The sequence below is a fragment of the Ancylomarina sp. 16SWW S1-10-2 genome (genome assembly GCF_009669305.1).
Taxonomy (GTDB): domain Bacteria; phylum Bacteroidota; class Bacteroidia; order Bacteroidales; family Marinifilaceae; genus Ancylomarina.
Genome location: NZ_SADB01000004.1, coordinates 60,553 through 86,882 on the forward strand (window position 1 = coordinate 60,553; position 26,330 = coordinate 86,882).

Here is a 26,330-nt window from a genome sequence, read left to right on the forward strand (position 1 = left end):
GAGATATAAAATAAAAGCGAGCGTTCATTTTAACGCTCGCTTTTCTGTTTTATGATGTCTTGTCTTTATATTCTCTTAAATTATTTAAGGCTCAGTTGTTCCTATTTAAATATGGATTCGTTCCATTTTGATCTGATCTTTAATAGTCGAACAAATGATCAATCCATTTCAATATCTTTTAAAAGCACATTGCCACTTTGTTGTTTAAAATTTATTTTATACTCATCTATTAGGTGAGTTAAAGTGTCAAAAACCTTGTCTTTTTTTATAGGTATTTCATCTGAGCCATAATCTTCTAGAGAATTGATTACTTTATTTAAGCTCATATCTGAAATGTCGAAGGCTGGCGCATAGGCCATTTCTTTTTCTCTATCTGTTGTTAATTCAGATAACAATCCACAGTTTACTAGGTTGAATACGATTTCTCTTGTCAGGCGAATGGGTATTTTTAATTTATGAGAAATTTCTTGAGAACAGAACGGACGTTTGTTTTCTGCAAAATTACGAACAATCTTATGTATAATCATTAAGCTGATTAATCTTCTGAAGCTATATGATATATGTGTTGATTCAGATTCGAATTCATAACTTTCAACATTTTGTTCAGCAAATGAAATTTCGGCACCAAATAACACAACAAGCCAACTGAGTTGTAGCCACATTAAAAATAGTGGGAGAGCAGCAAAGCTACCATAAATGGCATTGTATGATGTTACATGCGATTGAAATTCGATATAAGCAATTTGTAAGAGTTGGTAAATGGTACCAGCTACTATTCCTGCTAATACGGCCGATTTAAACTTCACACGTGTATTAGGCATAAAAGCGTATATACCCGTAAAGAGAACCCAAACCAAGAAGTAAGGAATAAGATTGATAAGGAAAAAAATAAAAGGGCCTACAGCCTCTAATAAGGTGTTCCCAACGATTAAATTACTCACCATAGACTTGATGACAACTGTTGCTGCACTAGAACCAATAAGAAGTATGGGGCCAAATATCATTATTGAGGTATAGTCTGAAAATTTACGTCCCCAGGTTCGACTTTTATTAATTTGCCAAACATCATTAAAAGCTTCCTCAATATTGCTAAGAACTTTAATAACAGACCAAAATAAAATAGCAAAACCAAATCCTGCAATTAATGTACCTTTGGTATTTTCAAGCATCTTATTGGCAAAACCAATCAGCCAAGAAAGAACTTCTTCTTGGCCAGATAGACTCTTGGTTAACTCTTCTTCAAGGAGATGTTCCATGCCAAAGCCTTTGGCAATTCCAAAAAACATGGCAAGAACAGGAACAACTGACAGCAAAGAATAAAAGGTAAGTGCCGAAGCTCTTAATTGACATTTATCTTCGTAAAAGCCTTTTATTGCTAAAAGATAGATTCTCAGTTGTCTCATCAAAAAATAACGAGAACCTGATAAATCTTTTAAGCGCATACTCCAAACTCCCTGACTAAGGAAATCCATGAGTTGGTTGAGCTGGTCTTTTAATTTGTTGATCATTCGGTAATGTTTAATATAACAAGATTCGTGTGCTATGTAAAGCTACAAAATTAGATTGCTTTAGAAAACATATTGTTGTCGCCAGATTTCCCATTTCTTAATCTGTTATCAAATAACTTACAAATATTTCTAAGAAAAGTCATGCCTAAGTCAGAAACTTCTAGTTTCTCAGAATCGAAACTTAAAATACCTTCTTCTGCCATAACCTGTAACTCATCCTCAATGGTTTTAGGTAAATAAGGTTTTAGTTCATCAGAAAATACGAGTTCTCTTCGACATGAAATATCAAGAATCGCTTTTTTAATTTGTAAATCTTCGTCGCTTAAATAACACGTTTTAATTAAGTCGAGTTCTCCTTTCACCGAAGCAGCTTTATAGCGTGCAATCTCCTTGGTGTTTTGTGCGTATGCATATTTTGCATCAGAAATAGACGAAGCTCCCAAGCCAATTAAAAGCTCAGTATGAGATGTATTATATCCCATAAAGTTTCGATGTAATTGCTTATCTATTTTAGCTTGATATAAATTGTCGTGTGGCAATGAAAAATGATCCATTCCAACATCGTCATAACCAAGTTCTGCTAATTTTTCTTTCCCAAGATCGTATAATGCTCTTTTACCTGCGCTGTTTGGAATATCTTCTTCGGTAAACAGGCGTTGACCTTTACTTTTCCAAGGTACATGAGCGTATGAGTAGTAGGCAATTCTATCTGGTTTTAATTCAGCAACTTTTTCGAAAGTATCTCTTACCGAACTGATTTTTTGTTTAGGTAAGCCGTAAATTAAATCGTAATTGACAGAATGATAGCCTATTTCTCGGGCAATATCGGTGACGTCTTTTACCGTTTCAAAGGATTGAAGCCTGTTTATAATTCGTTGAACTTCAGGATCGAAGTCTTGAACACCGAAACTAACTCTTCTAAATCCCACATCGTATAGAGCTTGCATTTGTTCTCTAGTCGTGTTGTTAGGATGGCCTTCGAAACTAAATTCATATTCAGGATGTAAATCAGCATGAATTTTAATGCCATTAATCAACTTTTTAAGATTTTCTGGAGAAAAGAAAGTTGGTGTGCCTCCTCCCAAGTGCAGTTCTCTTAGAATGGGTTTTTCATCAAATTGATTTAGATAAATGTCCCATTCCTGAAGGAGTGCATCAATATACGAATCCTCAACTTTATGGTTCTGTGTAATTACTTTTGTGCAGGCACAATAAGTACATAATCGCTCACAATAGGGCAGATGAATGTAAATACTTATTCCTTTTGACTGATTTGATTCGTAAAAACATTTTTTTACAAGCTGAAACCATTTGTTCGCATCAGGTTTGTCATCACTCCAAAAAGGAACGGTTGGATAGCTTGTATATCTGGGAACTGGGACGTTATATTTATCTATTAAAGCTTCTTTATTCATAATATATAGCCTTGATTCTATTTTAAATTTTTCAATTATATGCAAAGATATCCTTTTTTATGAATCTAAGGGTGTTGACTACTAGCTGTTGTTTTGCGTTTTTTTAATGTATTTGTGAGATTGTAAATCAGCTTGTTGATATTTAAGATGAAAATATCTTTTATTCCCTGATAATTGAATAACTTGCATATCAAATTTTAAAATTCATAATATGAAAACATTAAGTGTTGTTACGGTAATATTGGCTGTTTTATTTGCGTTGCCATTGCAGGCTCAAGATAAATTTTTCGACTATAAGCTTAAATCATTGTCAGGAGAGGAAATTCCTATGAGCACCTATAAAGGAAAAGTTGTAATTGTTGTTAATACTGCCAGTAAATGTGGTTTAACACCTCAATATGAAGGTTTAGAAGCCATGTACAAAAAGTACAAAAATCAGGGCTTGGTTATTTTAGGAATGCCATGTAATCAATTTGCAGGGCAAGAGCCAGGAAGCTCATCAGAGATTGCTGAGTTTTGTCAGAAAAATTATGGAGTAAGTTTCCCAATGTTCAGTAAAATTGAAGTAAGAGGAGAAAATGCACATCCTCTATATAAGATGATGACCAGTGAGAAGCCATTTAAGGGGTTTGATGATTCAGCTTCAGGACAGAAATTCAAATCTTTTTTGAGTGCAAAATTTCCAGAGATTTATGAAGGAAATGGTGTGAAATGGAATTTTACGAAGTTTATTTTTGATAGAGAAGGGAAGCTTGTTAAGCGCATTGAGCCAAATATTGTACCCAAAGATTTTGAGAATGAAATTGTTGAGATGTTGAGTGATTTCTAAGTCTTAAATTCGTTATAGAAGCAGTTCGCTTAAGTTTTGTTGCTTCCTGATAATGGGGAAAGTATTTTACTTCCACATTTTCTGATTAATACCGTTATTCCTTGTGGTTTGTAAGTCTGTAGTGTATAATGAGTCTTGGGTTTTACAAACTGTTGTTATAGTGTATAAGTTTGGCTGAAAATTAAAAATCGAAAAAAAGATGTAGGTCTATTAGCTTTTTTTATATTTGTGGGACTAGAAAATAGAAGGCTATATTTTGATTAACAACTAGTCAGCTTAGTCTTCTGTTTTATGTAATTAGATTCTTACTTGATAAAATCAGGTTAGTTCTGAATAATTATGAAGTCGAATTCGAAAATCTATTACAAAAATGTTTAAAAGGAATAAAAAAATGAGCAGAAATAACGAGGTACAAACAACAGCAGTTAATTTAGTTTGTGATGGAACTTCTATTAACGGTAATATTGATGCAGCAAGAGATATTCGAATTGATGGTTTTGTGAAAGGAAAAATTACTGTAAAAGGTAAAGTCGTTATTGGACCTACAGGAAAGGTAGAAGGAGATATCACTTGTCAAACTATTGATGTTTCGGGCCGTGTCGATGGTAACATCCACGTAAGTGAATTGATTAGTTTGAAATCATCATCTCTCATTTTAGGTAATATAAATACCACTAAAATCTCTGTTGAGCCAGGTGCTAAGTTTACGGGAACATGTAAAATGGGAAACGAAGCGATTGTGAAGGATGAAAAAAAAGCCATTAAATAAACTTGATCCTAAAAAGAAAAAAAGGCAATTACGAGAAGCTGCTAAGTATTCTGGTTTAGCATTTCAAATGATTGCCATTATACTGTTAGTGTTGTTTGCGGGTATGCAAGCTGATAAGTATCTGAAAAATGAATTTCCAGCATTTACCGTTTTGGGTGCATTTATGGGGGTGATACTTTCTCTGTATATAGTTCTAAAAGATTTTTTGAATAATCATAGGTAAGATCTTTTGTGTTTTGATGTCATTTTTAAGAAAGCTAATCTTTCTTTTGTAGATCTTAATTTTAAATAATTAAAAATGAAGAAACATATTTCTCAATTGTGGCTTTTATCTTTATTCCTATTAGTTCTAACCATTGGCTTGTTTTACGACCTATTGAGTCCCTGGTTTAACCCAATATTTCCTTTTGTCATTCTTTATTTTTTCATCTTAAATTTGGCTCAATATTCATTTTTAATTAGAAGAAAAGATAAAAGTCCTATGGCTTTTAATACAGCTTTTATGACTTGGTTTAGTGTCAAGTTCTTGCTCAATATTGCTATAATATTGGTTTTTGTTTTACTGAATAGAGTCGAAGCGAGAGGTTTTGTTTTATATTTTGCAACTTGTTATATCTTCTTTACAATATTAGAAGTGACGTCTTTAGTGAAGAGTCTGAAATCTAAATAATATGAATAAAGACAAATTGGTATCTTATGTTTTTTTTTTGTTAGATTTGAGGGGCTTAAATTAAAGGGCTTTTACGAGTAATTTGTCATGCATTTTTCAGTATGATTTATTTTAGGCTGATTTTAAGCTGTTTTCGGTTTTTTCTTGTGTCATTAGCAGGTCTAAAAACTGTTTTATTAATCTGATATTTTCGAATGTAATGAAGCACATTCATCGACTTTTAGTTATAGCATTTTTTTTTATTGGTCTAACTTCGGTTTCGGCTTCAGTTAGCGATGATCACGAACAAGAGATTCATCAAGAAAACCATGTAGCGAAAAAATTTGAACCAGGTAATTTTATTATGGATCATGTTGTTGATGCATATGATTGGCATGTTTTTTCTTATGGTGATTTTCATTTTACAGCACCTTTACCGATAATTGTTTATTCAGAAAATTCTGGCTTCCATATTTTCATGTCCAGTGAGTTTAATCACGGACACTCATCTTTTAAAGGTTTCGAGTTAGCTAAAGAAGGTGAATATAGAGGTAAAGTAGTTGAGATGATTGATGGACGGCAGGTTCGTCCTTTCGATATATCTATGACTAAGAATGTTGTGGCTATGTTATTTTCCATGATATTTCTATTATGGCTTTTTGTATCTATTTCTAAAACTTATCGTTTAAGAAAAGGGCAAGAACCTAAGGGTATTCAAGCTTTTTTAGAGCCAATTATTGTTTTTGTAATCGATGATATTGCAAAATCAGCAATTGGGGAAAAGAAATATAAAAAATTCGTTCCATTCTTGTTAACCATTTTTTTCTTTATTTGGTTGAATAATATGATGGGAATTGTGCCATTTATTCCTGGTGGTGCTAATGTTACGGGTAATATCACTATTACATTGGTATTGGCTCTGTTTACTTTTGTTATCACTACAATAAATAGCAACAAACATTATTGGAAAGATATTTTTAATACACCTGGAGTACCTTGGTGGTTAAAGTTTCCAATCCCATTAATGCCTTTTGTAGAACTTATGGGCGTGTTTACAAAACCATTTGTACTAATGATTCGACTTTTTGCTAATATCACAGCAGGTCATATGATTGTAATGGCTTTTATTTCTTTGATTTTTATTTTCGGTGAAATAAGTCCACTACTTGGAATGGGGACATCAGTTGTTTCAGTATTATTTATCATTTTCATGGATATTCTTGAGTTATTAGTTGCCTTAATTCAAGCTTATGTATTTACACTTTTATCTGCTCTCTATTTTGGAATGGCAGTGGAAGAGGAACATTAAAATCGTTCTTTAATATTTAATTAGAATCAAACTCCATTGGGAGACATTATAGTTTTTACATTTTAAACTAAATTATCATGATTACATTATCAATTATTCTTCAAGTTGCTGCTACTGCAGGTATGGCAAAGATGGGCGCCGCTATTGGTGCAGGTTTAGCTGCTATAGGTGCTGGTATCGGTATTGGTAAGATTGGTGGATCTGCTCTTGAGAGTATCGCCCGTCAACCAGAAGCTGTTGGAGATATTCGTTCAAACATGATTGTTGCTGCTGCCCTTATTGAAGGTGCTTCTTTCTTTGCAATTATCATTTGTTTGTTGGCTATTGTACTTTAATAGTATTATCCCACAATTTGTTCAATGAGGTTGTCGGCGACAAATTGTGGGTACCAACATTTTAATTTTAAATCATTAATTACAAATTGTAATTATTAATATAGAATAATATGGGCTTAGTTACTCCCGAATTGGGAACTTTCATATGGATGCTTATTTCTTTTTTAGGTTTATTTTTTCTTTTAAAGAAGTATGCATGGTCTTCGATTGTTACTGCAATTGATGAGCGTAATGATTCTATTAAGGAGGCGCTTCTTTCTGCCGAAAGTGCAAAAGAAGAGATGTCAAAACTCCAGGCTGATAATCAAAAGATTTTGAAAGAAGCTCGACGAGAAAGAGAGAGCATGCTAAAAGAAGCTAAAGAATTGGGTGAGCAAATTGTTCGCGAAGCCAAAACTAAAGCTACTGAAGAAGCCGACAAAGTTGTTGCATCTGCTCGTCAAGCTATTGAAAGTGATAAAACGGCTGCATTAGGTGAAATTAAATCTCAGGTCGCTCTTTTATCGGTAGAAATTGCAGAGAAAGTTTTACGTCGTCAGTTTGCAGAAGATCAACAACAAAAGGATTATTTCCAAGAGTTGATGAAAGAGGTCAATATCAATTAATTCACTGAAAGTCGAACATCTATCCCTTTGTGGATTGCAATTAATAAGAAAACATGAACGAAAGTAAAATCTCGGTTCGATATGCAAAAGCTCTTTTTCTGTTGGGAAAAGAAAAAAAGGTGTTAGACACAATTGTGGCTGATATGAAGCTTGTTGACGAGCTTTGTCATACCGTGAAGGATTTCTGGTTGATGGTTGAAAGCCCAGTGGTTAAGACATCACAGAAAAGAAAGGCTGTTAAATTGGTTTTAACTGATAAGGTTGATTCAATAAGTCTGAATTTTTTGGATCTGGTTTTTCAAAATCATCGTGAAATCTTTATCAAAGATATGATCCGTAACTTTTTGGACTTATGCCGAAAAGATAAGGGTGTTGTGTCTGCGAAACTTACAACTGCAAGTGTTATTGATAAAGAAGATAAAGCGAATCTTAGTGAAATGCTTAAGAAAGCTTTTGATTCAAAAATCGAATTAGAAGAGGTGCTAGATAAGGATATTATTGGAGGTTTTATTCTTCGTGTCGATGATCAAGAATTAGACGTAAGTGTGTCTGCACAGTTGAATCAAATAAAAAGAACATTAGTACAATAAACTTAGCCCTAAAGGGTTTGGTTTTTTAATAATACAATTCGAGATAAGGTATTGAGCTTTAGTTTGTAAAGCAAGTAAATCTTGAGTCTCATATAAGTATTGAATCGTAACAAAAGCAAAAAAATATGGCTAGTATTAAACCTGCTGAAGTTTCGGAAATTCTAAAACAACAGTTAGAAGGTCTAAAAACAGAAGCACAACTTGAAGAAGTTGGAACCGTACTACAAGTGGGTGATGGAATTGCCCGTATTTATGGTTTGTCTCATGTTGGATCAAACGAGCTTATCGAATTTCAGAATGGAGTTTTAGGTATCGTTTTAAATCTTGAAGAGGATAATGTTGGAGCTGTACTGCTTGGCGAGACTCAAGGGATTAAAGAAGGAGATACCGTAAAACGAACGAAACGAATTGCTTCCATCAATGTTGGTGAAGGTATGTTAGGTCGTGTGATTAATACACTTGGCGAACCTGTCGACGGTAAAGGTCCAATACAAGGTGTAACTTACGAAATGCCATTGGAACGTAAAGCGCCAGGTGTTTTGTATCGTCAGCCAGTAACTGAGCCTCTTCAAACAGGTTTGAAATCTGTTGATGCCATGATTCCTATCGGACGTGGACAACGTGAGTTGATTATTGGTGACCGTCAAACTGGTAAAACGGCTATTGCGATTGATACGATTATTAATCAAAAAGAATTTTACGATAAAGGTGAGCCTGTTTTTTGTATTTATGTTGCTATAGGACAGAAAGGATCTACAGTGGCGAATATTGCAAAAACGCTTGAAGATCATGGCGCTATGGCTTATACTGTTATTGTAATGGCAACTGCCTCTGACCCTGCTGCGGTTCAATTTTATGCACCATTTGCTGGAGCATCTATTGGGGAGTTTTTCCGTGATACAGGTCGTCCAGCATTGATTATATATGATGATTTATCGAAACAAGCGGTTTCATATCGTGAAGTTTCATTACTACTTCGTCGTCCACCAGGACGTGAAGCATATCCAGGTGATGTATTTTACCTTCACTCAAGATTATTAGAACGTGCTGCAAAAATCATTAATTCAGACGATATTGCTCGTCAAATGAATGATTTACCAGATAGTTTGGTAGCGGCTAAGGATGAGAATGGAGAATCAATTATTAAAGGAGGTGGTTCTTTAACTGCTCTTCCAATTATTGAAACTCAAGCTGGTGATGTATCGGCTTATATTCCAACCAATGTAATTTCGATTACTGATGGTCAAATTTTCTTAGAGTCCGATTTGTTTAATGCAGGTATTCGTCCAGCAATTAACGTAGGTATTTCGGTATCTCGTGTTGGTGGTAATGCACAAATTAAACCCATGAAGAAGGTGGCTGGTACATTGAAACTTGATCAAGCACAATATCGCGAACTGGAAGCTTTTTCTAAGTTTGGTTCCGATATGGATGCAGCTACTTTGGCAGTACTTAATAAGGGTGCTAAGAATGTTGAGATTTTGAAACAAGGACAATATTCTCCTTATTCAGTTGAAAGGCAAGTAGCTATTCTATTTTGTGGTAGCCAAGGTTTATTACGTGATGTACCTGTTCATAAAACTAAAGAATTTGAGAAAGATTTCTTGGATTTGATGGAGATGAAACATAAAAAGGTGTTGAACGAGTTGGCATCAGGAAAATACACAGACGAAGCACAAGATACAATGCGAAAAGCTGCAGCTGAAGTATCTGAGAAATATAAAAACTAGCTTTAGTATATAGCCATTGGTTTCATTACGAGATCAATGGCGTATGCAAAAGTCATATAATTTGATTATAGGATGGCCAATTTAAAGGAAATACGTACACGAATATCATCTGTTGAGAAGACTAAACAGGTTACTGCTGCTATGAAAATGGTATCGGCTGCTAAGCTTAAGAAAGCTCAAGATGCGATTGTGCAAATTCGTCCCTATGCCAATAAATTAAAAGAGATTCTGAGTAGTTTATCAGGTAGCTTGAGCGATTCTGAGGATAATATTTATGGCGGAGATCGTAAGGCTAATAAAGTTTTAATTGTTGCCATTACATCGAATAAAGGATTATGTGGTGCTTTTAATTCAAACGTATTTAAGCGTGTTAACGAACTAGCAAGGGGAATTTATGCTAGCCAAGCGGCTGAAGGAAATTTTAAAGTCCTAGCCATTGGAAAACAGGGTTTTAAAGATTTATCAAAGGTTCAACAGGTTATTGGTCACCATAATGAGCTTTTCGATGATATGAGTTTCGAAAATACATCTGCAATTGCCACGTCTATTATGAAAGAATATGTTGCTGGAAATTACGATAGGGTTGAATTAGTTTACAATCGTTTCAAAAATGCAGGTATTCAAATTCTTACCAATGAACAATTTCTCCCAATTATAAGTAATGAGGACGAAGAAAAGGTAAGCCAAACAGATTATATTTTTGAGCCAGATAAAAAAGTTATTGTTGGAGAATTAATTCCCAAGTCATTGAAAACGCAATTTTTTGGTGCTATGCTTGATTCTGTTGCTTCTGAACATGGAGCAAGAATGACATCGATGCATAAGGCAACTGATAATGCAAGTGATTTGATACAAGATCTTAAATTACATTACAATCAAGCTCGTCAGGCTGCAATCACAAACGAAATTCTTGAGATTGTATCTGGGGCAAATGCTTTGTCTCAATAAAAAAAATAAAATATATTTATATGAATCCTCACCTTACTGGTGGGGATTTTTTTATGCTAAAATCTTGAGTTTATCGAGTCGCAACCTTTATAACTAGTTTCCAGAATTTGTGATAGAACTTTCATAAGAGCAGATTTGTTGTTTAAAGAACTTTCCCTATTTTAACGTAAGTTTTACATGTGTCTTGTTTTAAGCGATTTTGGTATTAGTTAAAATCAGTGTTAACTTTTTTTTTAACGTAAATTAAAAATAGATTTAGTGTTGTTCTATTAGTATTTATCAGCTTTTACAATACTTTAATAACTTAAATTATCTTAGAATTCAGTGATTCAACACGGTAAGGGTAAAATAATTAGAAAAATAAAGTTCCTATCCCAAATAAATTTTATACTTTTGCAGAGCATTTATGCGATATGGCTATTAATAGTCCTGTCTTTTCATCTTAATAGACTGATTTTACTACCCTTAGCAAGTATTTTAATCTGTTTATTTAAGGTGCACAAATTTGATTTATAGGAATAACTTAAAAATCCAATATTGCCCCGATTATCCACACAGGGTTTAAGTTGTTGTAAATAAGTCGTTAAAGAATTTGTGTATTAACTGGAAGCAGACACTCTTTTAGGTCAAATTGAATGATTGTATTGAAGTATAAATTATTAAAACTTTATAAAGTGGATACATTAAGTTACAAAACAGTTTCTGCCAATAAAGCAACCGTTGTTAAAGAATGGGTTGTTATTGATGCAGAGAACGAAGTATTGGGTCGTCTTGCTTCTAAGGTAGCATTGATATTAAGAGGTAAATTAAAGCCAAGTTACACTCCTCATGTTGATTGTGGAGATAACGTGATTATTATCAATGCTGAGAAAATCCGTTTGACAGGTAAGAAAATGTCTGATAAGGTTTATATTCGTTACACTGGATACCCAGGGGGACAACGTTTTGCAAACCCAGCGATTATTCTTGAAAAGCACCCTGAGAGACTTATTGAGATGGCTGTAAAAGGTATGCTTCCTAAAAATCGTTTAGGTAGTCAACTTTTCAGAAACCTTAACGTATATGTAGGTTCAGAGCACAAGCATGAAGCTCAACAACCTAAGAAATTGGATTTAAACACTATTAAATAATAGGTATGGAAGTTATTAATGCTATTGGACGTAGAAAATCGGCAGTTGCTCGTATCTATGTTAGCGAAGGTAAAGGTCAGATTACCATCAATAAAAAAGAGCTTAAAGAGTACTTTACTACCGGGACTCTTCAGTATGTTGTACTACAGCCATTAAACCTTTTAGAGGTTGCTGATAAGTATGATATCAAGGTTAATCTTGAAGGCGGAGGAGTAACAGGTCAAGCAGGAGCACTTCGTTTGGCTATTGCTAGAGCTCTAGTTAAAATGGATGCTGAATCTAAATCAGCTTTGAGAACAGCTGGATTCATGACTCGTGACCCTCGTGAGGTTGAACGTAAGAAACCAGGTCAACCAAAAGCTCGTAAGAAATTTCAATTTAGCAAGCGTTAATATTTTTGTGGCAGGTTTAGTATCAAAATTGTTAAGACTCTCCTTTTACAGAGATTAGATAATATATAAAAGATATGGGTTTAATTGTGAATGAAAATTCAGTTTAATCATCCCATATCTTATTTTCAAATCTTTAGGAAGACTACTTAACAATTGCCATTAAGATGAATGTAAACAATTTTAAAAAAACAAAATGTCTAGTACTACATTTGAAGAATTATTAGAAGCAGGTTGTCACTTTGGTCACTTGACCAGAAAATGGAATCCAAAAATGGCTCCTTATATTTTTATGGAGCGTAACGGAATTCACATTATCGACTTGCATAAAACTGCCGTAAAAGTTGACGATGCTGCTTCAGCATTAAAACAAATTGCAAAATCGGGTAGAAAAATCTTATTCGTTGCAACTAAGAAACAAGCTAAAGGTATTGTTTCTGAAAAAGTGAGCAACGTAAATATGCCATTTGTGACTGAGCGTTGGCCAGGTGGTATGTTGACTAACTTCCCTACTATTAGAAAGGCAGTTAAAAAGATGTCAACTATTGACAAAATGGAAGCTGATGGTACATTAAACCACCTTTCTAAAAGAGAAAGACTACAAGTATCTCGTCAGAGAGCTAAGTTAGAAAAAAACTTAGGTAGTATTGCTGATCTGACCAGATTGCCAGCAGCTTTGTTTGTAGTTGACGTAATGAAAGAATATATCGCTGTTAAAGAAGCTAATCGTTTGGGAATTCCTGTATTTGCTATGGTAGATACAAATTCAAGCCCAGAAGGTGTGGAATTTGTTATTCCAGCTAATGACGATGCTTCTAACTCTGTATCTATTATTCTTGATAAAGTAACTGGAGCAATTCAGGAAGGTTTATCAGAAAGAAAGAACGAAAAAGAGAAAGAAGCTGCTGATAAGAAATCAGCTAAAGCTAAAAAAGCTCCTAAAACTGAAGCTCCTAAAGCAAAAGCACCTAAGGCTAAAGCGCCTAAGGCTGAAGTTGCTACAGAAGTAGAAACTCCTAAAGTAGAGGCTGCTCCTGAAGCACCTGCAACTGAAGAAGTTAAAGGTAACGAAGAGTAATTATTAACTGATAAATTTCTATTAAGATGTCTATTAAAGCAGCAGATGTAGCTAAATTGCGTAAAGCAATGGGCGCAGGAATGATGGATTGTAAAAATGCTCTTGTTGAAGCCGATGGTGACTTTGACAAAGCTGTTGTGATAATTCGTGAAAAAGGAATGGCAATTGCTAGTAAACGTGCTGACAGAGAAGCTTCTGAAGGTGTTGTTTTAGCAAAAGTTTCTGAAAACGGAAAACTAGGTGCAATGATTAGCCTAAATTGTGAAACTGACTTCGTTGCTAAAAACGATAGCTTTATCGCATTTGCAGGTAAAATTCTTGACGTAGCTATTGCAAACAATCCTGCTGATCTTGAAGCTTTGAAAGCTTTGGATCTTGAAGGAAGAAAAATTGGAGACTATGTTACTGAACAAACTGGTATAATCGGTGAAAAAATCGATTTAAGTTATTTCAGTAAAATTGAAGCAGAAGCTGCAGTTGCATATATTCATGCTGGTAACAAATTAGCTACGCTAATTGGTTTCAACATGGAAGTTGAGAAACAAATGGGACGTGATGTTGCTATGCAAGCAGCAGCTATGGCACCAATTGCTATCGACAAAGATGGTGTAGCTGAAGATGTTGTTGCTCAAGAATTGGAAATTGGTAAAGAAAAAGCTCGCCTTGAAGGTAAACCAGAAGCTATGCTTGACAAAATTGCTCAAGGTCGTTTAGGTAAATTCTTCAAAGAGTCTACTTTATTAAATCAAGATTTTGTTAAAGACAACAAAATGAGCATTAAACAATATTTAGCAACTGCTGATAAAAGTTTAAATGTAACTGCTATGCAGCGTTTCACTTTGAATGCTTAATACAGTTATTAATATATATAAAAAGAGTTCCTTTTAGGGACTCTTTTTTTTGGACTTAGATTTTCGGTTTTATCTCTATTTATTGAGATTAAACTTTTAATTCTTATCTTGAGAATTAATTTTTATTTGATACTTATCGATCTAAACATCTCATAAAATACTTTATTTATAATGTTACAATATAAACGTGTCCTATTGAAACTTAGCGGAGAATCGCTAATGGGAGAACAACAATACGGTATAGATTCTCAAAGGTTAAATGATTATGCCGAACAGATTAAAGAAATTGTAGAACAAGGTGTACAAGTTGGTATCGTTATTGGCGGAGGAAATATCTTTCGTGGATTAAGTGGGGCTTCAAAAGGTTTTGATCGAGTAAAAGGTGATTCAATGGGAATGTTAGCAACTGTTATTAATAGTCTAGCATTAAATTCAGCACTCGAGGCTATTGATTGTAAGTCGCGAGTACTTACTGCAATTAGAATGGAGCCAATAGGTGAGTTCTACTCAAAGCAAAAGGCTGTTGACTACCTTACTGAGGGATATGTAACTATCTTCTCAGCAGGAACAGGTAATCCCTATTTTACTACTGATACCGGTTCTTCATTACGTGGTATCGAAATAGAAGCTGATGTGATGTTGAAAGGAACTCGTGTTGACGGTGTATATACGGCTGATCCTGAAAAAGACCCAACAGCAACGAAGTACGATAAGATTAGTTTTGATGAGATCTATAAAAGAGATTTACGAGTAATGGATCTTACTGCAACGACTATGTGTAAAGAAAACAATCTTCCAATTGTCGTTTTTGATATGGATACCAAGGGTAACTTGTTGAAAGTCATTAAAGGAGATAATATTGGAACTTTAGTTCATGTGTAGGTTATAGACCTTATGTTTCTTGAATTAAGCTGATGTAGTTTTTTTTTATTATTTTTGTATGTGGCCTTATCGGTAGACATAAGAAATGAATCTATATAAAAACAAAATACTTAAACTCTTTCTCCGATGAATGAAGAAGTTCAAATGTATCTAGAGGATGCGAAGGAAAAGATGGATGCAACGATTGTGCATCTTGAAGATGAATTATTGAAAGTACGAGCAGGAAAAGCGAATGCAAATATGATTGCAGGCGTTTCTGTTGATTATTATGGCAGCATGGTTCCATTGACTCAAGTTGCTAATGTGAGTGTTCCAGACCCTAGAACCCTAGTTGTTCAACCATGGGAAAGAGCTATGATCGTGCCTATCGAAAAGGCTATTATGAACTCGAACTTGGGTTTAAATCCTGATAATAATGGTGAGATTATTCGTATTAACATACCTGCTTTAACAGAGGAACGTCGTGGTGTTTTGGCAAAACAAGCTAAGGCTGTTTGTGAAAATGCTAAAGTTAGTGTTCGAAATGCACGTCGCGATACTATCGTTGAGTTAAAGAAATTAGTTAAGGATGGCTTATCGGAAGATGTTGAGAAAGACGCTGAAGGTGAGGTTCAAAACTTGACTGATGCTTTTAGTAAGAAAATTGATGATTTATTCGTTGATAAAGAAAAAGATATCATGACTATCTAATAGATATTATATATCATATTCTAAAATGCTACTTCAAATATATTTGAAGTAGCATTTTGTTTTTAGGCTATTCATTTTTTTAGATAAACTCATTTGTTTGATAATTGTATGATTTTATCTATTTTTATCATACCATTTTATGCTAGATGTAAAATGGTATTTCTGCATTACAAACTGTCCCCTTTTTTAAGATTGATGTGTTAGGTTTATTCTAAATTAGTAGCATTGCCATCTATTTTTTAGAGCTAATAAAATATTTATTTAAAAGATATTACAACCTATTTTTGGATTGTATGTGTTTGTATTACAAAGACTACTCTTTGATATTAATGATATTAAAATATGCGTAAATTTACATTTCTATTACTGTTAAGCTTATTTATTTACTCTTGTTCTTCGAGTACCAATAAGTCTTCTGATCAAAAAACAGATAAATCAGGTAAAATTACTATTGAAAATAGTTCTGATTTTGATTCATATTACGCGATTCTTGATGGAATAGATTCATTGAATCTAAGGCATAATCTTCATGGCTTAATTGATAACAATAAGGTATTGCCTTATACATCTTCGAGCTTCGATGTTTGGGACGCGTTAGAGCAAACGGATGAAGATCCGAATAACTCCAATAATGTTATTTTATTTTACACGGGAAGATCACAAGCAAAAAGCTATCAGGATCATGGAAAAAGAGATAATAATTCATGGAATAGGGAACATGTATGGGCTAAAGTGCGCGGATTTGGTGGAAATCCTAATGAGGTAAAAGGTCCAGCGACAGACATACATCATATTCGACCAGCTGATAGATCGGTAAATTCAGACCGATGGAGTAAGTACTTTGACGAAGGAGGAACTTCTCATAGTGAGGCAACAGGCTGTAAATATACTGCAGATACATGGGAACCGCGTGATGCTGTAAAAGGCGATGTAGCCCGAATGATGTTTTATATGGCTGTGCGATATGAAGGTGATGATCGTTTTAATGATTTGGAGCTTAACGAAACTGGTGCAAAAGATTATACCTTGCCTAATATTGGTAGACTTTCTACTTTATTAAAATGGAATATTGAAGATCCGGTTGACAGTTTTGAGATGAAACGCAACCAAACTATTTTTAATATTCAAGGGAATCGTAATCCTTTTATTGATCATCCAGAGTTTGTGAATTATATATGGCATTAATTGCCTTGACATGCTATAGATATTATGACTACTTAATAGATCATCATATTACATACCTCAAATGCTACTTTAGATAGACTTAAAGTAGCTTTTTTGTGTTTTGTTGAGTTAAAAAATAGTCGGGATTTATAAACCTGAAGAATATTTATTGTAATTTTGATCTGGATTGAAAATCCTTATACTAAATTTCAATCTTTCCCCGATGTGATTCGGGTTTCTTATTTCAATACTATACAACAAATACTTATGTACGGAAAATTCAAAGATTATTTGGCTGGTGAGATCGAATCTATTAAAGAATCGGGCTTATACAAAAGTGAGAGGATTATTACTTCTCCACAAGGTGCTGAAATTACAGTATCGACTGGTGATAAAGTGTTAAATTTTTGTGCGAACAATTATTTAGGGCTATCATCTCATCCAAGAGTAATTGAAGGTGCTAAGAAAGCATTAGATACTCATGGTTATGGTATGTCTTCGGTTCGTTTCATTTGTGGAACAACTGATATTCATAAAGAGTTGGAAGGTAAAATTGCCAAGTTTTTTGGTACTGAAGATACCATTCTTTATGCAGCTGCATTTGATGCAAATGGAGGGGTTTTCGAACCACTTTTCTCAAAAGAAGATGCAGTTATATCTGACGAACTGAACCACGCTTCAATTATCGATGGTGTTCGTTTATGTAAGGCTGCTCGTTACCGTTACAAGCATGCTAATATGGCTGATTTAGAAGCTCAATTGAAAGTTTCTCAAGCTCAGCGTTTTAGAATTGTTGTTACCGATGGTGTATTCTCTATGGATGGCGATATTGCTAAACTAAATGAGATATGTGACCTTGCCGATAAGTATAATGCTTTGGTTATGGTTGATGATTCACACTCTTCAGGATTTATTGGTAAAACTGGTCGTGGAACTCACGAGTATCATAATTGCATGGGACGCGTTGATATTATTACAAGTACTTTGGGTAAAGCTCTTGGTGGTGGATTAGGTGGATTCACAACAGGTAAGAAAGAAGTGATTGACATGTTGCGTCAGCGTTCTCGTCCATATTTGTTCTCTAACTCATTATCTCCAGCAATTGTAGGCGCTTCTATCGCAGTATTCGATATGTTAAGCGAATCTACTGAGTTGCGTGATAAAGTGATGTGGAATGCAAAATATTTTAGTACTAAAATGCGCGAGGCTGGTTTCGATTTGAAACCTTCTGAGTCGGCAATCAATGCATTAATGCTTTATGATGCCGTTTTAGCTCAGCAGTTTGCTGCAAAATTGCTTGAAGAAGGTATTTATGTTATCGGATTCTTTTTTCCAGTTGTTCCTAAGGAGCAGGCTCGTATTAGAATTCAATTATCAGCTGCTCATACTAAAGAGCATCTTGATAAAGCTTTAGCTGCTTTTATAAAAGTAGGTAAAGAACTTAAAGTGATTGATTAACCTATATTATACAAGCCTAACAGGTCATATTTGAATCTGTTAGGCTTATTTCTACCTTGCTTATTATAAGCTATCAGGTTTTATCTAAAAAAGCTATGAGAAATCTTCTTTTCACCTTCCTGGTATTATTTTTCACGTTTCCCTTATCAGCTCAATATCGTAATAATAACGATCGATTTATTGTAGGTGTAAATGCTGGTATTGTAAAACCCATGGGCGATTTTGCCGACGAAAGCAAGCTTGGTGCAGATTTAAGTCTAAATGCTAAGATGCTTTTAAATCCTAAAATTGCAGTTGGTCTTTCTGCAGGATATATGGGGTTGGGGCAGAATGATTCTTACTGGAATGGTGATAATAGGGTTAAGAATACGGTTAATTATCAAATTATACCTATTATTTTTACGGCTACTTATTTTATTAAGGCTTACGATATTGATTTTAGACCTTATGCTTCACTAGGTTTTGGCTATTTCTTTTATAGGAGCCATGTGGAATCAATACCAACAAATACTTATGATCCTATTAAGGAGGAGTATACTGTTTCTTCCAGTAAAGTTGGTTTAGTACCTAATGTTGGTTTTATGTATAATTTAAGTAAAAAGTTAGCTGTTGATGTCAATTTAAAGCTGACCTATATTCCGAATTTTGAGAATAAGCTCGAAAAGAAGAATGTAAAACCTGATTATCCAGAGGGATATGAATTAACTGATCTTCAAAAATACCGATATATTGGCTTTGATAAAATTACCTCCACTTCGCTTACAGTTGGTGTATATTATCGTCTCTAGTTTAATTGTCATTACGAAGGAGCCAGAGCGACTGTGGTAATTTGTTAGGAAGTGGATACTAAGTTTTGTCGGTTATCAGTTTTCGGTTGTGTAAGTTTGAGTGAAACAATTACGAGAGCTTTCGGAACTCCTTATGCGTGATTTCGGTTATCGGTTAAAACAGTTTTGAATTGTCTTCGACAATAAATATTCACATAATTTCAGAATTTTCAGAATGGGCATGTTGTGTTTTTAAAAATTTGTGAATCTGTGTAATTTGTGGTCAGATTTTTTTGTTTACTCTTTTACTTTTTCCTTTTTTTTAAACTTTCAACTCATAATTCACAATTCATAATTAAAGAAGTCCTTCATCTGCAAAACTAAAGTACGCTTGGTCTGCTATAATTAGATGATCTAATACTTCAATACTCATCAATTTTCCCGCTTCTTTTGTTTTAGACGTTAGGTTTTTGTCTGCTTCGGATGGTGTTAAGTTGCCCGATGGATGGTTATGACAAAGAATAATATTGGTTGATTCTAAGAGAATTGCATCTTTAAAAACCAGTCTCATATCGAATACTGTTCCTGTAATTCCGCCTATTGATACATTTTTTATTTCTAGTATTTTGTTTCCTCGGTTAAGATAGATGACCCAAAATTCTTCCCGGCTTAAGTTTTCAACATAAGGATACAGCCTTTCGTAGGCATCCATACTACTTGTTATCTTTAGCTTTTGTTTCGATGGAAATGATTTTTGTCTACTACCAAGTTCAAGAGCTGCAATAATGCTTACAGCTTTAGCAGATCCAATTCCAGGTGTTTTCATTAAATCTCGAATCGATTTTTTTGCAAGTACATTTAGGTCTCCCTGATTATCAGCGAGAAGCATTTTAGCCACTTCTACAGCCGATTGGTTTCGATTGCCACTACCAATAATTATAGCTAGGAGTTCGGCACTAGAGAGGCTCTTTGACCCATTATACATCATTTTCTCGCGTGGACGATCTTCTAAAGCCCAATTTTTAATACTGAGACTTTTGTATTCACTCATTTTATCGAAAATTAAGGATGAATTAACTTGTAAGTAACTCGTTTCCTGAACTAAATTAATGAAATAAATAATTTTTGTTACTATTAAACTTGAATTATTGAAGTATGATAATAATGTGAAATACTAAAAATATGAGGTATGCTCCCTTATAAATTATTATCTTGCAGAAGATTCTATGGATAAGCAATTGGATTAGCTTGTTTGAAATAGTCTCTAATAAAGGAAATATATGCAGAGATTTTTACTCGTAAAAAAATATTTTATCCTATTCGTTTTTCTGCTTTTGATATCTAATATCAATTTAAAAGCAGAAGTATCTTTGTGTTCTTTTATTTGTAATTCAGAGTGTTTTACTGATCAATTGGATCCATTTAAAAAGAAAGATCCTAGTTTTTATCCCAATCCAGTTAGAAGTATTGTAAACCTTACAAATCAGGAAAATGTAACTCGTATTAGAGTGATGAGCTTGACTGGGAAAACGCTTATAGATATTAAAACACCTAAAAAAAATATTAATTTGAGCTTCTTACCTAAAGGAATGTATCTAATTAATTTTGATTTGAATGATGGTAAGCATATTGCTCGTAAATTAGTTAAGAAGTAAATTCTTTCTCTTTGCTTTTCACTGTCACTACCCATTAAAACACCTCCTTAACCTAAAGTTTGTTTCAATTCGATAAGTATTGGGAGATTTTTATTCCTCAATACGTTGGATTTTACTATTATATATTTGTTAATGCATAACTAGCTAAAAACGAGTGTTGCACAAAAAGGAATACTATTTTAAGACTAGACTAGATTAGACACAACGCTAAATAGAAAAAGAGCCTTTGATTTCTCAAAGGCTCTTTGTATATCTAGATAAAGATCTTAATTAAGCTTTTCCGCCTCTTTTACGATCTGTTTCCTTAAGGTGGATTTTTCTCAAACGAATATTGTTTGGAGTTACCTCTACATACTCGTCATTTTGGATATATTCCAAAGCTTCTTCAAGTGAGTGAATGATTGGAGGAGCTAATCTAACTTTTTCATCAGTACCAGAAGTACGCATGTTGGTTAGTTTCTTAGTTTTAGTAACGTTTATTACTAAATCACCAGCGCGATTGTTTTCTCCAATTACTTGACCTTCATAAATTTCAGTCGTAGGAGAAACAAAGAAAGTTCCTCTATCCTGTAATTTATTTAAAGCATAAGCAAAAGTCAACCCTGTTTCCATAGCGATTAATGATCCATTAACACGTCCAGGAATGTCACCTTTAAATGGCATATATTCTAGAAAACGGTGTGACATAACGGCTTCACCAGCAGTTGCAGTCATCATTTGGTTTCTTAAACCAATAATACCACGTGATGGAATTTGGAATTCAAGATGGATACGATCGTTTTTACGCTCCATAGTCAACATTTCACCTTTACGTTGATTTACAATCTCAATCGCTTTTCCTGAAACATCTTCTGGAAGATCGATATATAAAACCTCGATTGGTTCACATTTTTTACCATCAATAGTTTTAAGTATAACCTGTGGTTGACCTACTTGTAATTCGTAACCTTCACGACGCATTGTTTCAATCAATACAGACAAGTGAAGTACACCACGTCCAAATACTAAAAATGAATCAGCAGACTCGGTAGGTTCAACTCTAAGAGCAAGGTTTTTTTCTAGCTCCTTAGTCAAACGGTCAATTAGGTGACGAGATGTAACATATTTACCATCTTGTCCGTAAAATGGAGAGTTGTTAATTGTAAACAACATACTCATTGTTGGCTCATCAATGGCAATTGGTGTTAGAGGTTCAGGATTCTCAACATCGCAAATTGAATCTCCAATATCAAAACCGTCGATACCTACTAAAGCACAAATCTCACCTGATGCTACAGATTTAACTTTTTCTTTACCAAGACCGGTGAAGACGTGTAATTCTTTAATTTTTTGTTTCTTAATGGTACCGTCACGTTTCACAAGAGTTACATTCATCCCTTCACGAAGTTCACCACGGTGAAGTCTACCTACGGCAATACGACCTACGTAAGATGAAAAGTCAAGAGACGTAATCAACATTTGAGGTGTTCCAAGAATTGTTTTTGGCTCAGGGATAAATTCAATAACGGCATCTAAAATAGCAGTAATGTCGGTAGTTGGCTTTTGCCAGTCAGTAGACATCCAACCTTCTTTTGCCGAACCATATATAGTTGGGAAGTCAAGTTGTTCTTCTGTTGCGTCAAGATTAAACATTAAGTCGAATACTTGTTCTTGAACAATTTCTGGACGACAGTTAGGTTTATCAACCTTGTTTACTACAACAACTGGTTTAAGACCTAAATTTAATGCTTTTTGTAATACGAAACGAGTTTGAGGCATAGTTCCTTCAAATGCATCTACCAATAGTAGTACACCGTCAGCCATGTTCAATACACGCTCTACTTCACCACCAAAATCGGAGTGACCTGGTGTGTCAATAATATTAATTTTAACACCTTTATATTCTAAAGAAACGTTTTTCGATAGAATAGTAATGCCTCGTTCACGCTCCAAATCGTTGCTGTCTAGAATTAACTCACCAGGAGTTTCATTCTTTCTGAAAATGTCGCTGTGCATTATCAATTTATCAACCAATGTTGTTTTCCCATGGTCTACGTGGGCGATAATGGCAATGTTTCTTAGTTTTCTCATGTTCTTATTGGCTTAACTAAGGAGATAATCACAAATTTCAGATCTTTTATTACAACTTATCTCCATGATGATGTTTAATACTAATTGCAAAATGTTAATAATCTGAATGCTTTCAAGACTATTTCGTAATCAATATTGTGCATTGTTAGCAATCAATAACTTAATTAAAATCATTGTCTTATAATTGATTGCGTAGCTTTTAATGCGGCTGCAAAAGTACAGCTTATTTTTTGATTACACTAATTCTGTCAAATTAAATTTTATGGAAACGATTTCTGTATGATAATTTAATATTCAATTAACATGAATGAGCAGATATTATTATTGATTTGCAGTGTTGAAAATTTTAAAAATACAGTGAAAATAAATTCTAGAGATATGTGGTTATAAAGTTGAAGTTAATAAAAGGAAAAATCTTAATATATAATTTAAACAGATTAATAAATTCTTTGAAAGGTGGTCTACAAGCTATTTTTAAAAGCTTTTTGTGAGATATTTGTTTTAATAATTAATCGGTTTAGGCTCTTTAAATCAAAATGCTATGTTTTTTTTTGTTAAAAAGTGTTATATTAGAACACTTAATCCACAGATTTTAGTTTTAAAAAAAAATGAAGTCATTTTATCAATCGTATAGTTGGCTAAAAAGGCTGTTATATAAGGCTGGGGGATATGTTTTTCGATGAACAGACAAAAAAAAAACGATGAATAATCGAAAATAAGATTCTTAAATTTTGTTAATTTCTTTTTAACTAACGACTTTTGTCAATGAATTTAAAAAGTTAAAACTGTTGAATTCAACAACCATTATTTTGATCCAAAACTCTTAAAAAAATAGAGAGTGGAATGTTTTTCTGTGGTCTAACCACCACAAAATTGCTAATCTAACAATTCATTTTATGAAAAAAACTGTGAGAAGTATTTTGTCAATGGCAGCTCTTATGATCTTGTCTGTTGCAGCTATTGCTCAAACCACCGTGAAAGGAGTGGTTGTAGATGGTAGCACCAATGAAACTTTACCTGGTGCTTCTATTATTATTCCTGGTACAGCAACAGGAACCGTTACTGGTTTAGATGGAACCTTTGTATTTGAGGTGCCTAATGGAACTAAATCGCTTGTAGTGAGTTTTGTGGGTTTTCTTAATAAGGAGCTTACATTGAACGGAACACAAGATTTGGGTACAATTAAACTAGAATCAGATGCAGTTGGTCTTAGTGAAATTAGTGTTTTGGCATCAGTAGCTATTGATCGTCAAACACCAGTTGCTGTATCGACTATATCACCTGAATTGATTGCTGAGAAATTAGGAACACAGGAATTTCCAGAGATGTTAAAATCTACTCCAGGTGTTTATGCTACCAAAGCTGGTGGTGGATATGGTGATTCACGTATAAACCTTCGTGGTTTTGAATCAAATAACATTGGTGTAATGATTAATGGTGTACCTATTAATGGTATGGAGAATGGTAAGGTGTACTGGTCAAACTGGGCTGGTCTTTCTGATGTTACTCGTAGCCAGCAAGTACAACGTGGTTTAGGAGCTTCTAAAGTTGCTACTCCTGCAGTTGGTGGAACAATTAATATCTTAACAAATTCTACAGATGCTAAAAAAGGTGGATCATTTTCTTATGGTATTGGTAATAATGGTATGGAAAAACAAAGTCTAACTTTATCTACAGGTTTATTGGATAATGGTTGGGCAGTTACTTTTTCTGGATCTCGCACAAAAGGTGATGGATGGGTTAAAAGTACTGATTATGAAGGATGGTCTTATTTCCTTTCTGTAGGAAAGCAAATTAATGATGCTCATCGTTTAACTTTTACTGTTTTTGGTGCACCACAATGGCACAACCAAAGATATACTAGAGGAACTATCGAAGATTATAAGAATCATAAAGATGGTAGCAGACGTAATCTTGATTACGGTTTTAAAAACGGAGAACGTTTCAATACTGCCTATAATTATTATCACAAGCCACAAGCTTCTTTAAACCATTACTGGCAAATTAACGAAAAAACAACATTATCTACATCTGTTTATGCTTCTATCTCTGAAGGTGGAGGTCGTAGTACCGATGGAAAAGATAAATATTGGTTACGTTACGATAATAATGGAAAAGTAGGTTCAAGTACTAGAGTAACAGCTGATGGTTATCTTGATTACGATAGTGTTATAGCTGATAATGCTGCTTCGTTATCTGGTTCAAGAGCTATTATCACAAACTCTGTAAACTCTCACCAATGGTATGGAGTTTTATCTAATCTATCTACTGAACTAAATGAAAATTTGAAATTATCGGGTGGTGTTGATCTTAGATATTACATTGGTCAGCATAGTACGAAAATTGATGATTTATTAGGAGGTGACTATTTTGTTGATGTTGATAATAATGGAGCTAGTAAAAATATCAACAGAGCTGCAAATACAAAATTGAAAAAAGGAGATAAAATATACTACGATAATCCAGGTGAGATTATGTGGGGAGGATTATTTTCTCAATTAGAATATCAAAAGGATGCTTTAAGTGCATTTGTTTCTGCTTCTGTTACTGAAAGTCAGTATCGTCGTACAGATCATTTTCAATATTTACCAGGTAATCAAAAAACTGCATGGCAAGATTTCTTGGGATACAGTGCTAAAGCTGGAGCAAATTATAATTTAGATGAGAAGAATAATGTTTTTGTTAACGTAGGTTACTTCGAAAAAGCACCATTTTTTAATAGTGTATTTTTAAACTATGCCAATGATATTAATCCTGATGCTGAAAATGAAAAAGTATATTCTGCTGAAGTAGGATACGGATTTCGTTCTAATAAGTTATCTGTAAATATTAATGGATATTACACTAAGTGGATGGATAAATCTATTGCAACTACTACAACAATTCGAAACGAAGATTGGCGTTTTAACGTACTTGGTTTAGATGCTCTTCATATGGGTGTTGAAATGGATATGAAATACCAAATCACGAATGAACTTTCTTTAACAGGTATGGCTTCAATGGGAGATTGGGAGTGGATCAGCAATGGTACTGCCAATGGTGTTAATATGGATAATAAAGATGATCAAACTAAAGAGACTTTAACCATTTATAGTGATGGATTAAAGGTAGGAGATGCAGCTCAAACTACTGCGGCTTTGGGACTTGATTATCAAATTTTAGATGACTTAAAAATAGGTATGAACTATAATTACTATGCTAATTTGTATGCCTATTTTAATGTTGCTGATAGAGATAATGCAAATGACCTTTCTCAAGCTTGGGAAATGCCTGATTATGGTTTGTTCGATCTAAACGTGAAATACAACTTTATGCTTGGTAGTTTAAAAGCTACAGTGTATGGAAATGTACAGAATGTATTTAATACTGAATATTTTTCTGACGCAACAGATGGTAGTGCTCATGACTGGAAAACATCATATGGTTTCTATGGTTTTGGTCGTACAGCATCTATGCGTTTAAAAATTAAGTTTTAATCAATAGTCTTTAAAACCATTAAAATAATTAAA

General features: G+C 33.9%; 25 protein-coding genes. 21 read left to right on the forward strand and 4 right to left on the reverse strand.

The genetic code is table 11. The features are described 5' to 3' along the window. Positions 1-158: 158 nt before the first annotated feature. A complete protein-coding gene (locus tag EMN46_RS04250; RefSeq protein ID WP_154199438.1) occupies positions 159-1,508 on the reverse strand; it encodes a YihY/virulence factor BrkB family protein in 1,350 nt (449 codons plus the stop codon). 50 nt (positions 1,509-1,558) lie between these two features. Then, on the reverse strand, positions 1,559-2,923 hold the full coding sequence (gene hemN, locus EMN46_RS04255) for an oxygen-independent coproporphyrinogen III oxidase (RefSeq protein ID WP_154199439.1): 1,365 nt from the start codon (positions 2,921-2,923) through the stop codon (positions 1,559-1,561). 211 nt (positions 2,924-3,134) lie between these two features. Between hemN and EMN46_RS04260 the strand changes: the two genes are divergently transcribed. The 19 genes from EMN46_RS04260 (at position 3,135) to EMN46_RS04350 (ending at position 19,117) form a co-directional block, all read left to right on the forward strand. Continuing rightward, positions 3,135-3,752, forward strand: coding sequence for a glutathione peroxidase (locus EMN46_RS04260; protein ID WP_154199440.1), 618 nt, complete (start codon positions 3,135-3,137; stop codon positions 3,750-3,752). A 391-nt stretch (positions 3,753-4,143) separates the two neighbouring features. Continuing rightward, a complete protein-coding gene (locus EMN46_RS04265; protein WP_154199441.1) occupies positions 4,144-4,521 on the forward strand; it encodes a polymer-forming cytoskeletal protein in 378 nt (125 codons plus the stop codon). Next, positions 4,499-4,744 (forward strand): AtpZ/AtpI family protein, encoded by a 246-nt coding sequence (locus EMN46_RS04270; protein WP_154199442.1) that lies wholly within the window; start codon positions 4,499-4,501, stop codon positions 4,742-4,744. Before EMN46_RS04265 ends, EMN46_RS04270 begins: the two co-directional genes overlap by 23 nt. Before the next feature lie 75 nt (positions 4,745-4,819). Continuing rightward, positions 4,820-5,191, forward strand: coding sequence for a hypothetical protein (locus tag EMN46_RS04275; protein ID WP_154199443.1), 372 nt, complete (start codon positions 4,820-4,822; stop codon positions 5,189-5,191). Between the two features lie 199 nt (positions 5,192-5,390). After that, positions 5,391-6,479 (forward strand): F0F1 ATP synthase subunit A, encoded by a 1,089-nt coding sequence (gene atpB, locus EMN46_RS04280; protein WP_154199444.1) that lies wholly within the window; start codon positions 5,391-5,393, stop codon positions 6,477-6,479. A gap of 77 nt (positions 6,480-6,556) precedes the next feature. Continuing rightward, the gene (gene atpE / locus EMN46_RS04285; protein ID WP_154199445.1) at positions 6,557-6,814 is read left to right on the forward strand and encodes an ATP synthase F0 subunit C; all 258 of its coding nucleotides are present in this window, start codon (positions 6,557-6,559) and stop codon (positions 6,812-6,814) included. Positions 6,815-6,924: 110 nt separating this feature from the next. Continuing rightward, positions 6,925-7,419, forward strand: a complete 495-nt coding sequence (atpF, locus tag EMN46_RS04290; protein WP_154199446.1) for a F0F1 ATP synthase subunit B — start codon at positions 6,925-6,927, stop codon at positions 7,417-7,419. A gap of 53 nt (positions 7,420-7,472) precedes the next feature. Next, entirely contained in the window at positions 7,473-8,009 is a 537-nt protein-coding gene (gene atpH / locus EMN46_RS04295; protein WP_154199447.1) for an ATP synthase F1 subunit delta, read from the forward strand. A gap of 125 nt (positions 8,010-8,134) precedes the next feature. Then, positions 8,135-9,739 (forward strand): F0F1 ATP synthase subunit alpha, encoded by a 1,605-nt coding sequence (atpA, locus tag EMN46_RS04300; protein WP_154199448.1) that lies wholly within the window; start codon positions 8,135-8,137, stop codon positions 9,737-9,739. A gap of 72 nt (positions 9,740-9,811) precedes the next feature. After that, complete coding sequence (gene atpG / locus EMN46_RS04305; protein WP_154199449.1) at positions 9,812-10,687, forward strand: ATP synthase F1 subunit gamma; 876 nt, start codon at positions 9,812-9,814, stop codon at positions 10,685-10,687. A gap of 635 nt (positions 10,688-11,322) precedes the next feature. Further along, the gene (gene rplM / locus EMN46_RS04310) at positions 11,323-11,817 is read left to right on the forward strand and encodes a 50S ribosomal protein L13 (protein ID WP_154199450.1); all 495 of its coding nucleotides are present in this window, start codon (positions 11,323-11,325) and stop codon (positions 11,815-11,817) included. 5 nt (positions 11,818-11,822) lie between these two features. Further along, positions 11,823-12,209 carry a 30S ribosomal protein S9 gene (gene rpsI, locus EMN46_RS04315; RefSeq protein ID WP_154199451.1) on the forward strand — a complete coding sequence of 129 codons (387 nt, stop codon included), beginning with the start codon at positions 11,823-11,825 and terminating at the stop codon, positions 12,207-12,209. A gap of 193 nt (positions 12,210-12,402) precedes the next feature. Next, positions 12,403-13,284, forward strand: a complete 882-nt coding sequence (gene rpsB, locus EMN46_RS04320; RefSeq protein ID WP_154199452.1) for a 30S ribosomal protein S2 — start codon at positions 12,403-12,405, stop codon at positions 13,282-13,284. Positions 13,285-13,310: 26 nt separating this feature from the next. Then, positions 13,311-14,135, forward strand: a complete 825-nt coding sequence (gene tsf, locus EMN46_RS04325) for a translation elongation factor Ts (protein ID WP_154199453.1) — start codon at positions 13,311-13,313, stop codon at positions 14,133-14,135. 171 nt (positions 14,136-14,306) lie between these two features. Continuing rightward, entirely contained in the window at positions 14,307-15,017 is a 711-nt protein-coding gene (pyrH, locus tag EMN46_RS04330; protein WP_154199454.1) for a UMP kinase, read from the forward strand. 126 nt (positions 15,018-15,143) lie between these two features. Further along, on the forward strand, positions 15,144-15,707 hold the full coding sequence (frr, locus tag EMN46_RS04335) for a ribosome recycling factor (RefSeq protein ID WP_154199455.1): 564 nt from the start codon (positions 15,144-15,146) through the stop codon (positions 15,705-15,707). Positions 15,708-16,049: 342 nt separating this feature from the next. Then, on the forward strand, positions 16,050-16,892 hold the full coding sequence (locus EMN46_RS04340; protein WP_154199456.1) for an endonuclease I family protein: 843 nt from the start codon (positions 16,050-16,052) through the stop codon (positions 16,890-16,892). A gap of 246 nt (positions 16,893-17,138) precedes the next feature. Continuing rightward, the gene (gene kbl, locus EMN46_RS04345) at positions 17,139-18,329 is read left to right on the forward strand and encodes a glycine C-acetyltransferase (protein ID WP_154199457.1); all 1,191 of its coding nucleotides are present in this window, start codon (positions 17,139-17,141) and stop codon (positions 18,327-18,329) included. Positions 18,330-18,424: 95 nt separating this feature from the next. Further along, positions 18,425-19,117 (forward strand): OmpW family outer membrane protein, encoded by a 693-nt coding sequence (locus EMN46_RS04350; RefSeq protein WP_154199458.1) that lies wholly within the window; start codon positions 18,425-18,427, stop codon positions 19,115-19,117. 334 nt (positions 19,118-19,451) lie between these two features. On the opposite strand, the gene radC is transcribed toward EMN46_RS04350, so the two are convergent. After that, the gene (radC, locus tag EMN46_RS04355) at positions 19,452-20,147 is read right to left on the reverse strand and encodes a DNA repair protein RadC (RefSeq protein WP_154199459.1); all 696 of its coding nucleotides are present in this window, start codon (positions 20,145-20,147) and stop codon (positions 19,452-19,454) included. 229 nt (positions 20,148-20,376) lie between these two features. On the opposite strand from radC, the gene EMN46_RS04360 reads away from it, so the two are divergent. Next, positions 20,377-20,751, forward strand: a complete 375-nt coding sequence (locus tag EMN46_RS04360) for a T9SS type A sorting domain-containing protein (RefSeq protein WP_154199460.1) — start codon at positions 20,377-20,379, stop codon at positions 20,749-20,751. Between the two features lie 270 nt (positions 20,752-21,021). Here the strand turns inward: EMN46_RS04360 and typA are convergent, their stop codons facing one another. Further along, entirely contained in the window at positions 21,022-22,821 is a 1,800-nt protein-coding gene (gene typA, locus EMN46_RS04365; protein ID WP_154199461.1) for a translational GTPase TypA, read from the reverse strand. 896 nt (positions 22,822-23,717) lie between these two features. Here typA and EMN46_RS04370 point away from each other — a divergent pair. After that, positions 23,718-26,297 carry a TonB-dependent receptor gene (locus EMN46_RS04370; RefSeq protein WP_154199462.1) on the forward strand — a complete coding sequence of 860 codons (2,580 nt, stop codon included), beginning with the start codon at positions 23,718-23,720 and terminating at the stop codon, positions 26,295-26,297. Positions 26,298-26,330: the final 33 nt, after the last annotated feature.

Excerpts from the sequence above, each read along its gene's own strand:
- EMN46_RS04250 (WP_154199438.1), bottom strand. The coding sequence starts at position 1,508 with ATGATCAACAAATTAAAAGACCAGCTCAACCAACTCATGGATTTCCTT.
- hemN (WP_154199439.1), bottom strand. The coding sequence starts at position 2,923 with ATGAATAAAGAAGCTTTAATAGATAAATATAACGTCCCAGTTCCCAGA.
- EMN46_RS04260 (WP_154199440.1), top strand. The coding sequence starts at position 3,135 with ATGAAAACATTAAGTGTTGTTACGGTAATATTGGCTGTTTTATTTGCG.
- EMN46_RS04265 (WP_154199441.1), top strand. The coding sequence starts at position 4,144 with ATGAGCAGAAATAACGAGGTACAAACAACAGCAGTTAATTTAGTTTGT.
- EMN46_RS04270 (WP_154199442.1), top strand. The coding sequence starts at position 4,499 with ATGAAAAAAAAGCCATTAAATAAACTTGATCCTAAAAAGAAAAAAAGG.
- EMN46_RS04275 (WP_154199443.1), top strand. The coding sequence starts at position 4,820 with ATGAAGAAACATATTTCTCAATTGTGGCTTTTATCTTTATTCCTATTA.
- atpB (WP_154199444.1), top strand. The coding sequence starts at position 5,391 with ATGAAGCACATTCATCGACTTTTAGTTATAGCATTTTTTTTTATTGGT.
- atpE (WP_154199445.1), top strand. The coding sequence starts at position 6,557 with ATGATTACATTATCAATTATTCTTCAAGTTGCTGCTACTGCAGGTATG.
- atpF (WP_154199446.1), top strand. The coding sequence starts at position 6,925 with ATGGGCTTAGTTACTCCCGAATTGGGAACTTTCATATGGATGCTTATT.
- atpH (WP_154199447.1), top strand. The coding sequence starts at position 7,473 with ATGAACGAAAGTAAAATCTCGGTTCGATATGCAAAAGCTCTTTTTCTG.
- atpA (WP_154199448.1), top strand. The coding sequence starts at position 8,135 with ATGGCTAGTATTAAACCTGCTGAAGTTTCGGAAATTCTAAAACAACAG.
- atpG (WP_154199449.1), top strand. The coding sequence starts at position 9,812 with ATGGCCAATTTAAAGGAAATACGTACACGAATATCATCTGTTGAGAAG.
- rplM (WP_154199450.1), top strand. The coding sequence starts at position 11,323 with ATGATTGTATTGAAGTATAAATTATTAAAACTTTATAAAGTGGATACA.
- rpsI (WP_154199451.1), top strand. The coding sequence starts at position 11,823 with ATGGAAGTTATTAATGCTATTGGACGTAGAAAATCGGCAGTTGCTCGT.
- rpsB (WP_154199452.1), top strand. The coding sequence starts at position 12,403 with ATGTCTAGTACTACATTTGAAGAATTATTAGAAGCAGGTTGTCACTTT.
- tsf (WP_154199453.1), top strand. The coding sequence starts at position 13,311 with ATGTCTATTAAAGCAGCAGATGTAGCTAAATTGCGTAAAGCAATGGGC.
- pyrH (WP_154199454.1), top strand. The coding sequence starts at position 14,307 with ATGTTACAATATAAACGTGTCCTATTGAAACTTAGCGGAGAATCGCTA.
- frr (WP_154199455.1), top strand. The coding sequence starts at position 15,144 with ATGAATGAAGAAGTTCAAATGTATCTAGAGGATGCGAAGGAAAAGATG.
- EMN46_RS04340 (WP_154199456.1), top strand. The coding sequence starts at position 16,050 with ATGCGTAAATTTACATTTCTATTACTGTTAAGCTTATTTATTTACTCT.
- kbl (WP_154199457.1), top strand. The coding sequence starts at position 17,139 with ATGTACGGAAAATTCAAAGATTATTTGGCTGGTGAGATCGAATCTATT.
- EMN46_RS04350 (WP_154199458.1), top strand. The coding sequence starts at position 18,425 with ATGAGAAATCTTCTTTTCACCTTCCTGGTATTATTTTTCACGTTTCCC.
- radC (WP_154199459.1), bottom strand. The coding sequence starts at position 20,147 with ATGAGTGAATACAAAAGTCTCAGTATTAAAAATTGGGCTTTAGAAGAT.
- EMN46_RS04360 (WP_154199460.1), top strand. The coding sequence starts at position 20,377 with ATGCAGAGATTTTTACTCGTAAAAAAATATTTTATCCTATTCGTTTTT.
- typA (WP_154199461.1), bottom strand. The coding sequence starts at position 22,821 with ATGAGAAAACTAAGAAACATTGCCATTATCGCCCACGTAGACCATGGG.
- EMN46_RS04370 (WP_154199462.1), top strand. The coding sequence starts at position 23,718 with ATGAAAAAAACTGTGAGAAGTATTTTGTCAATGGCAGCTCTTATGATC.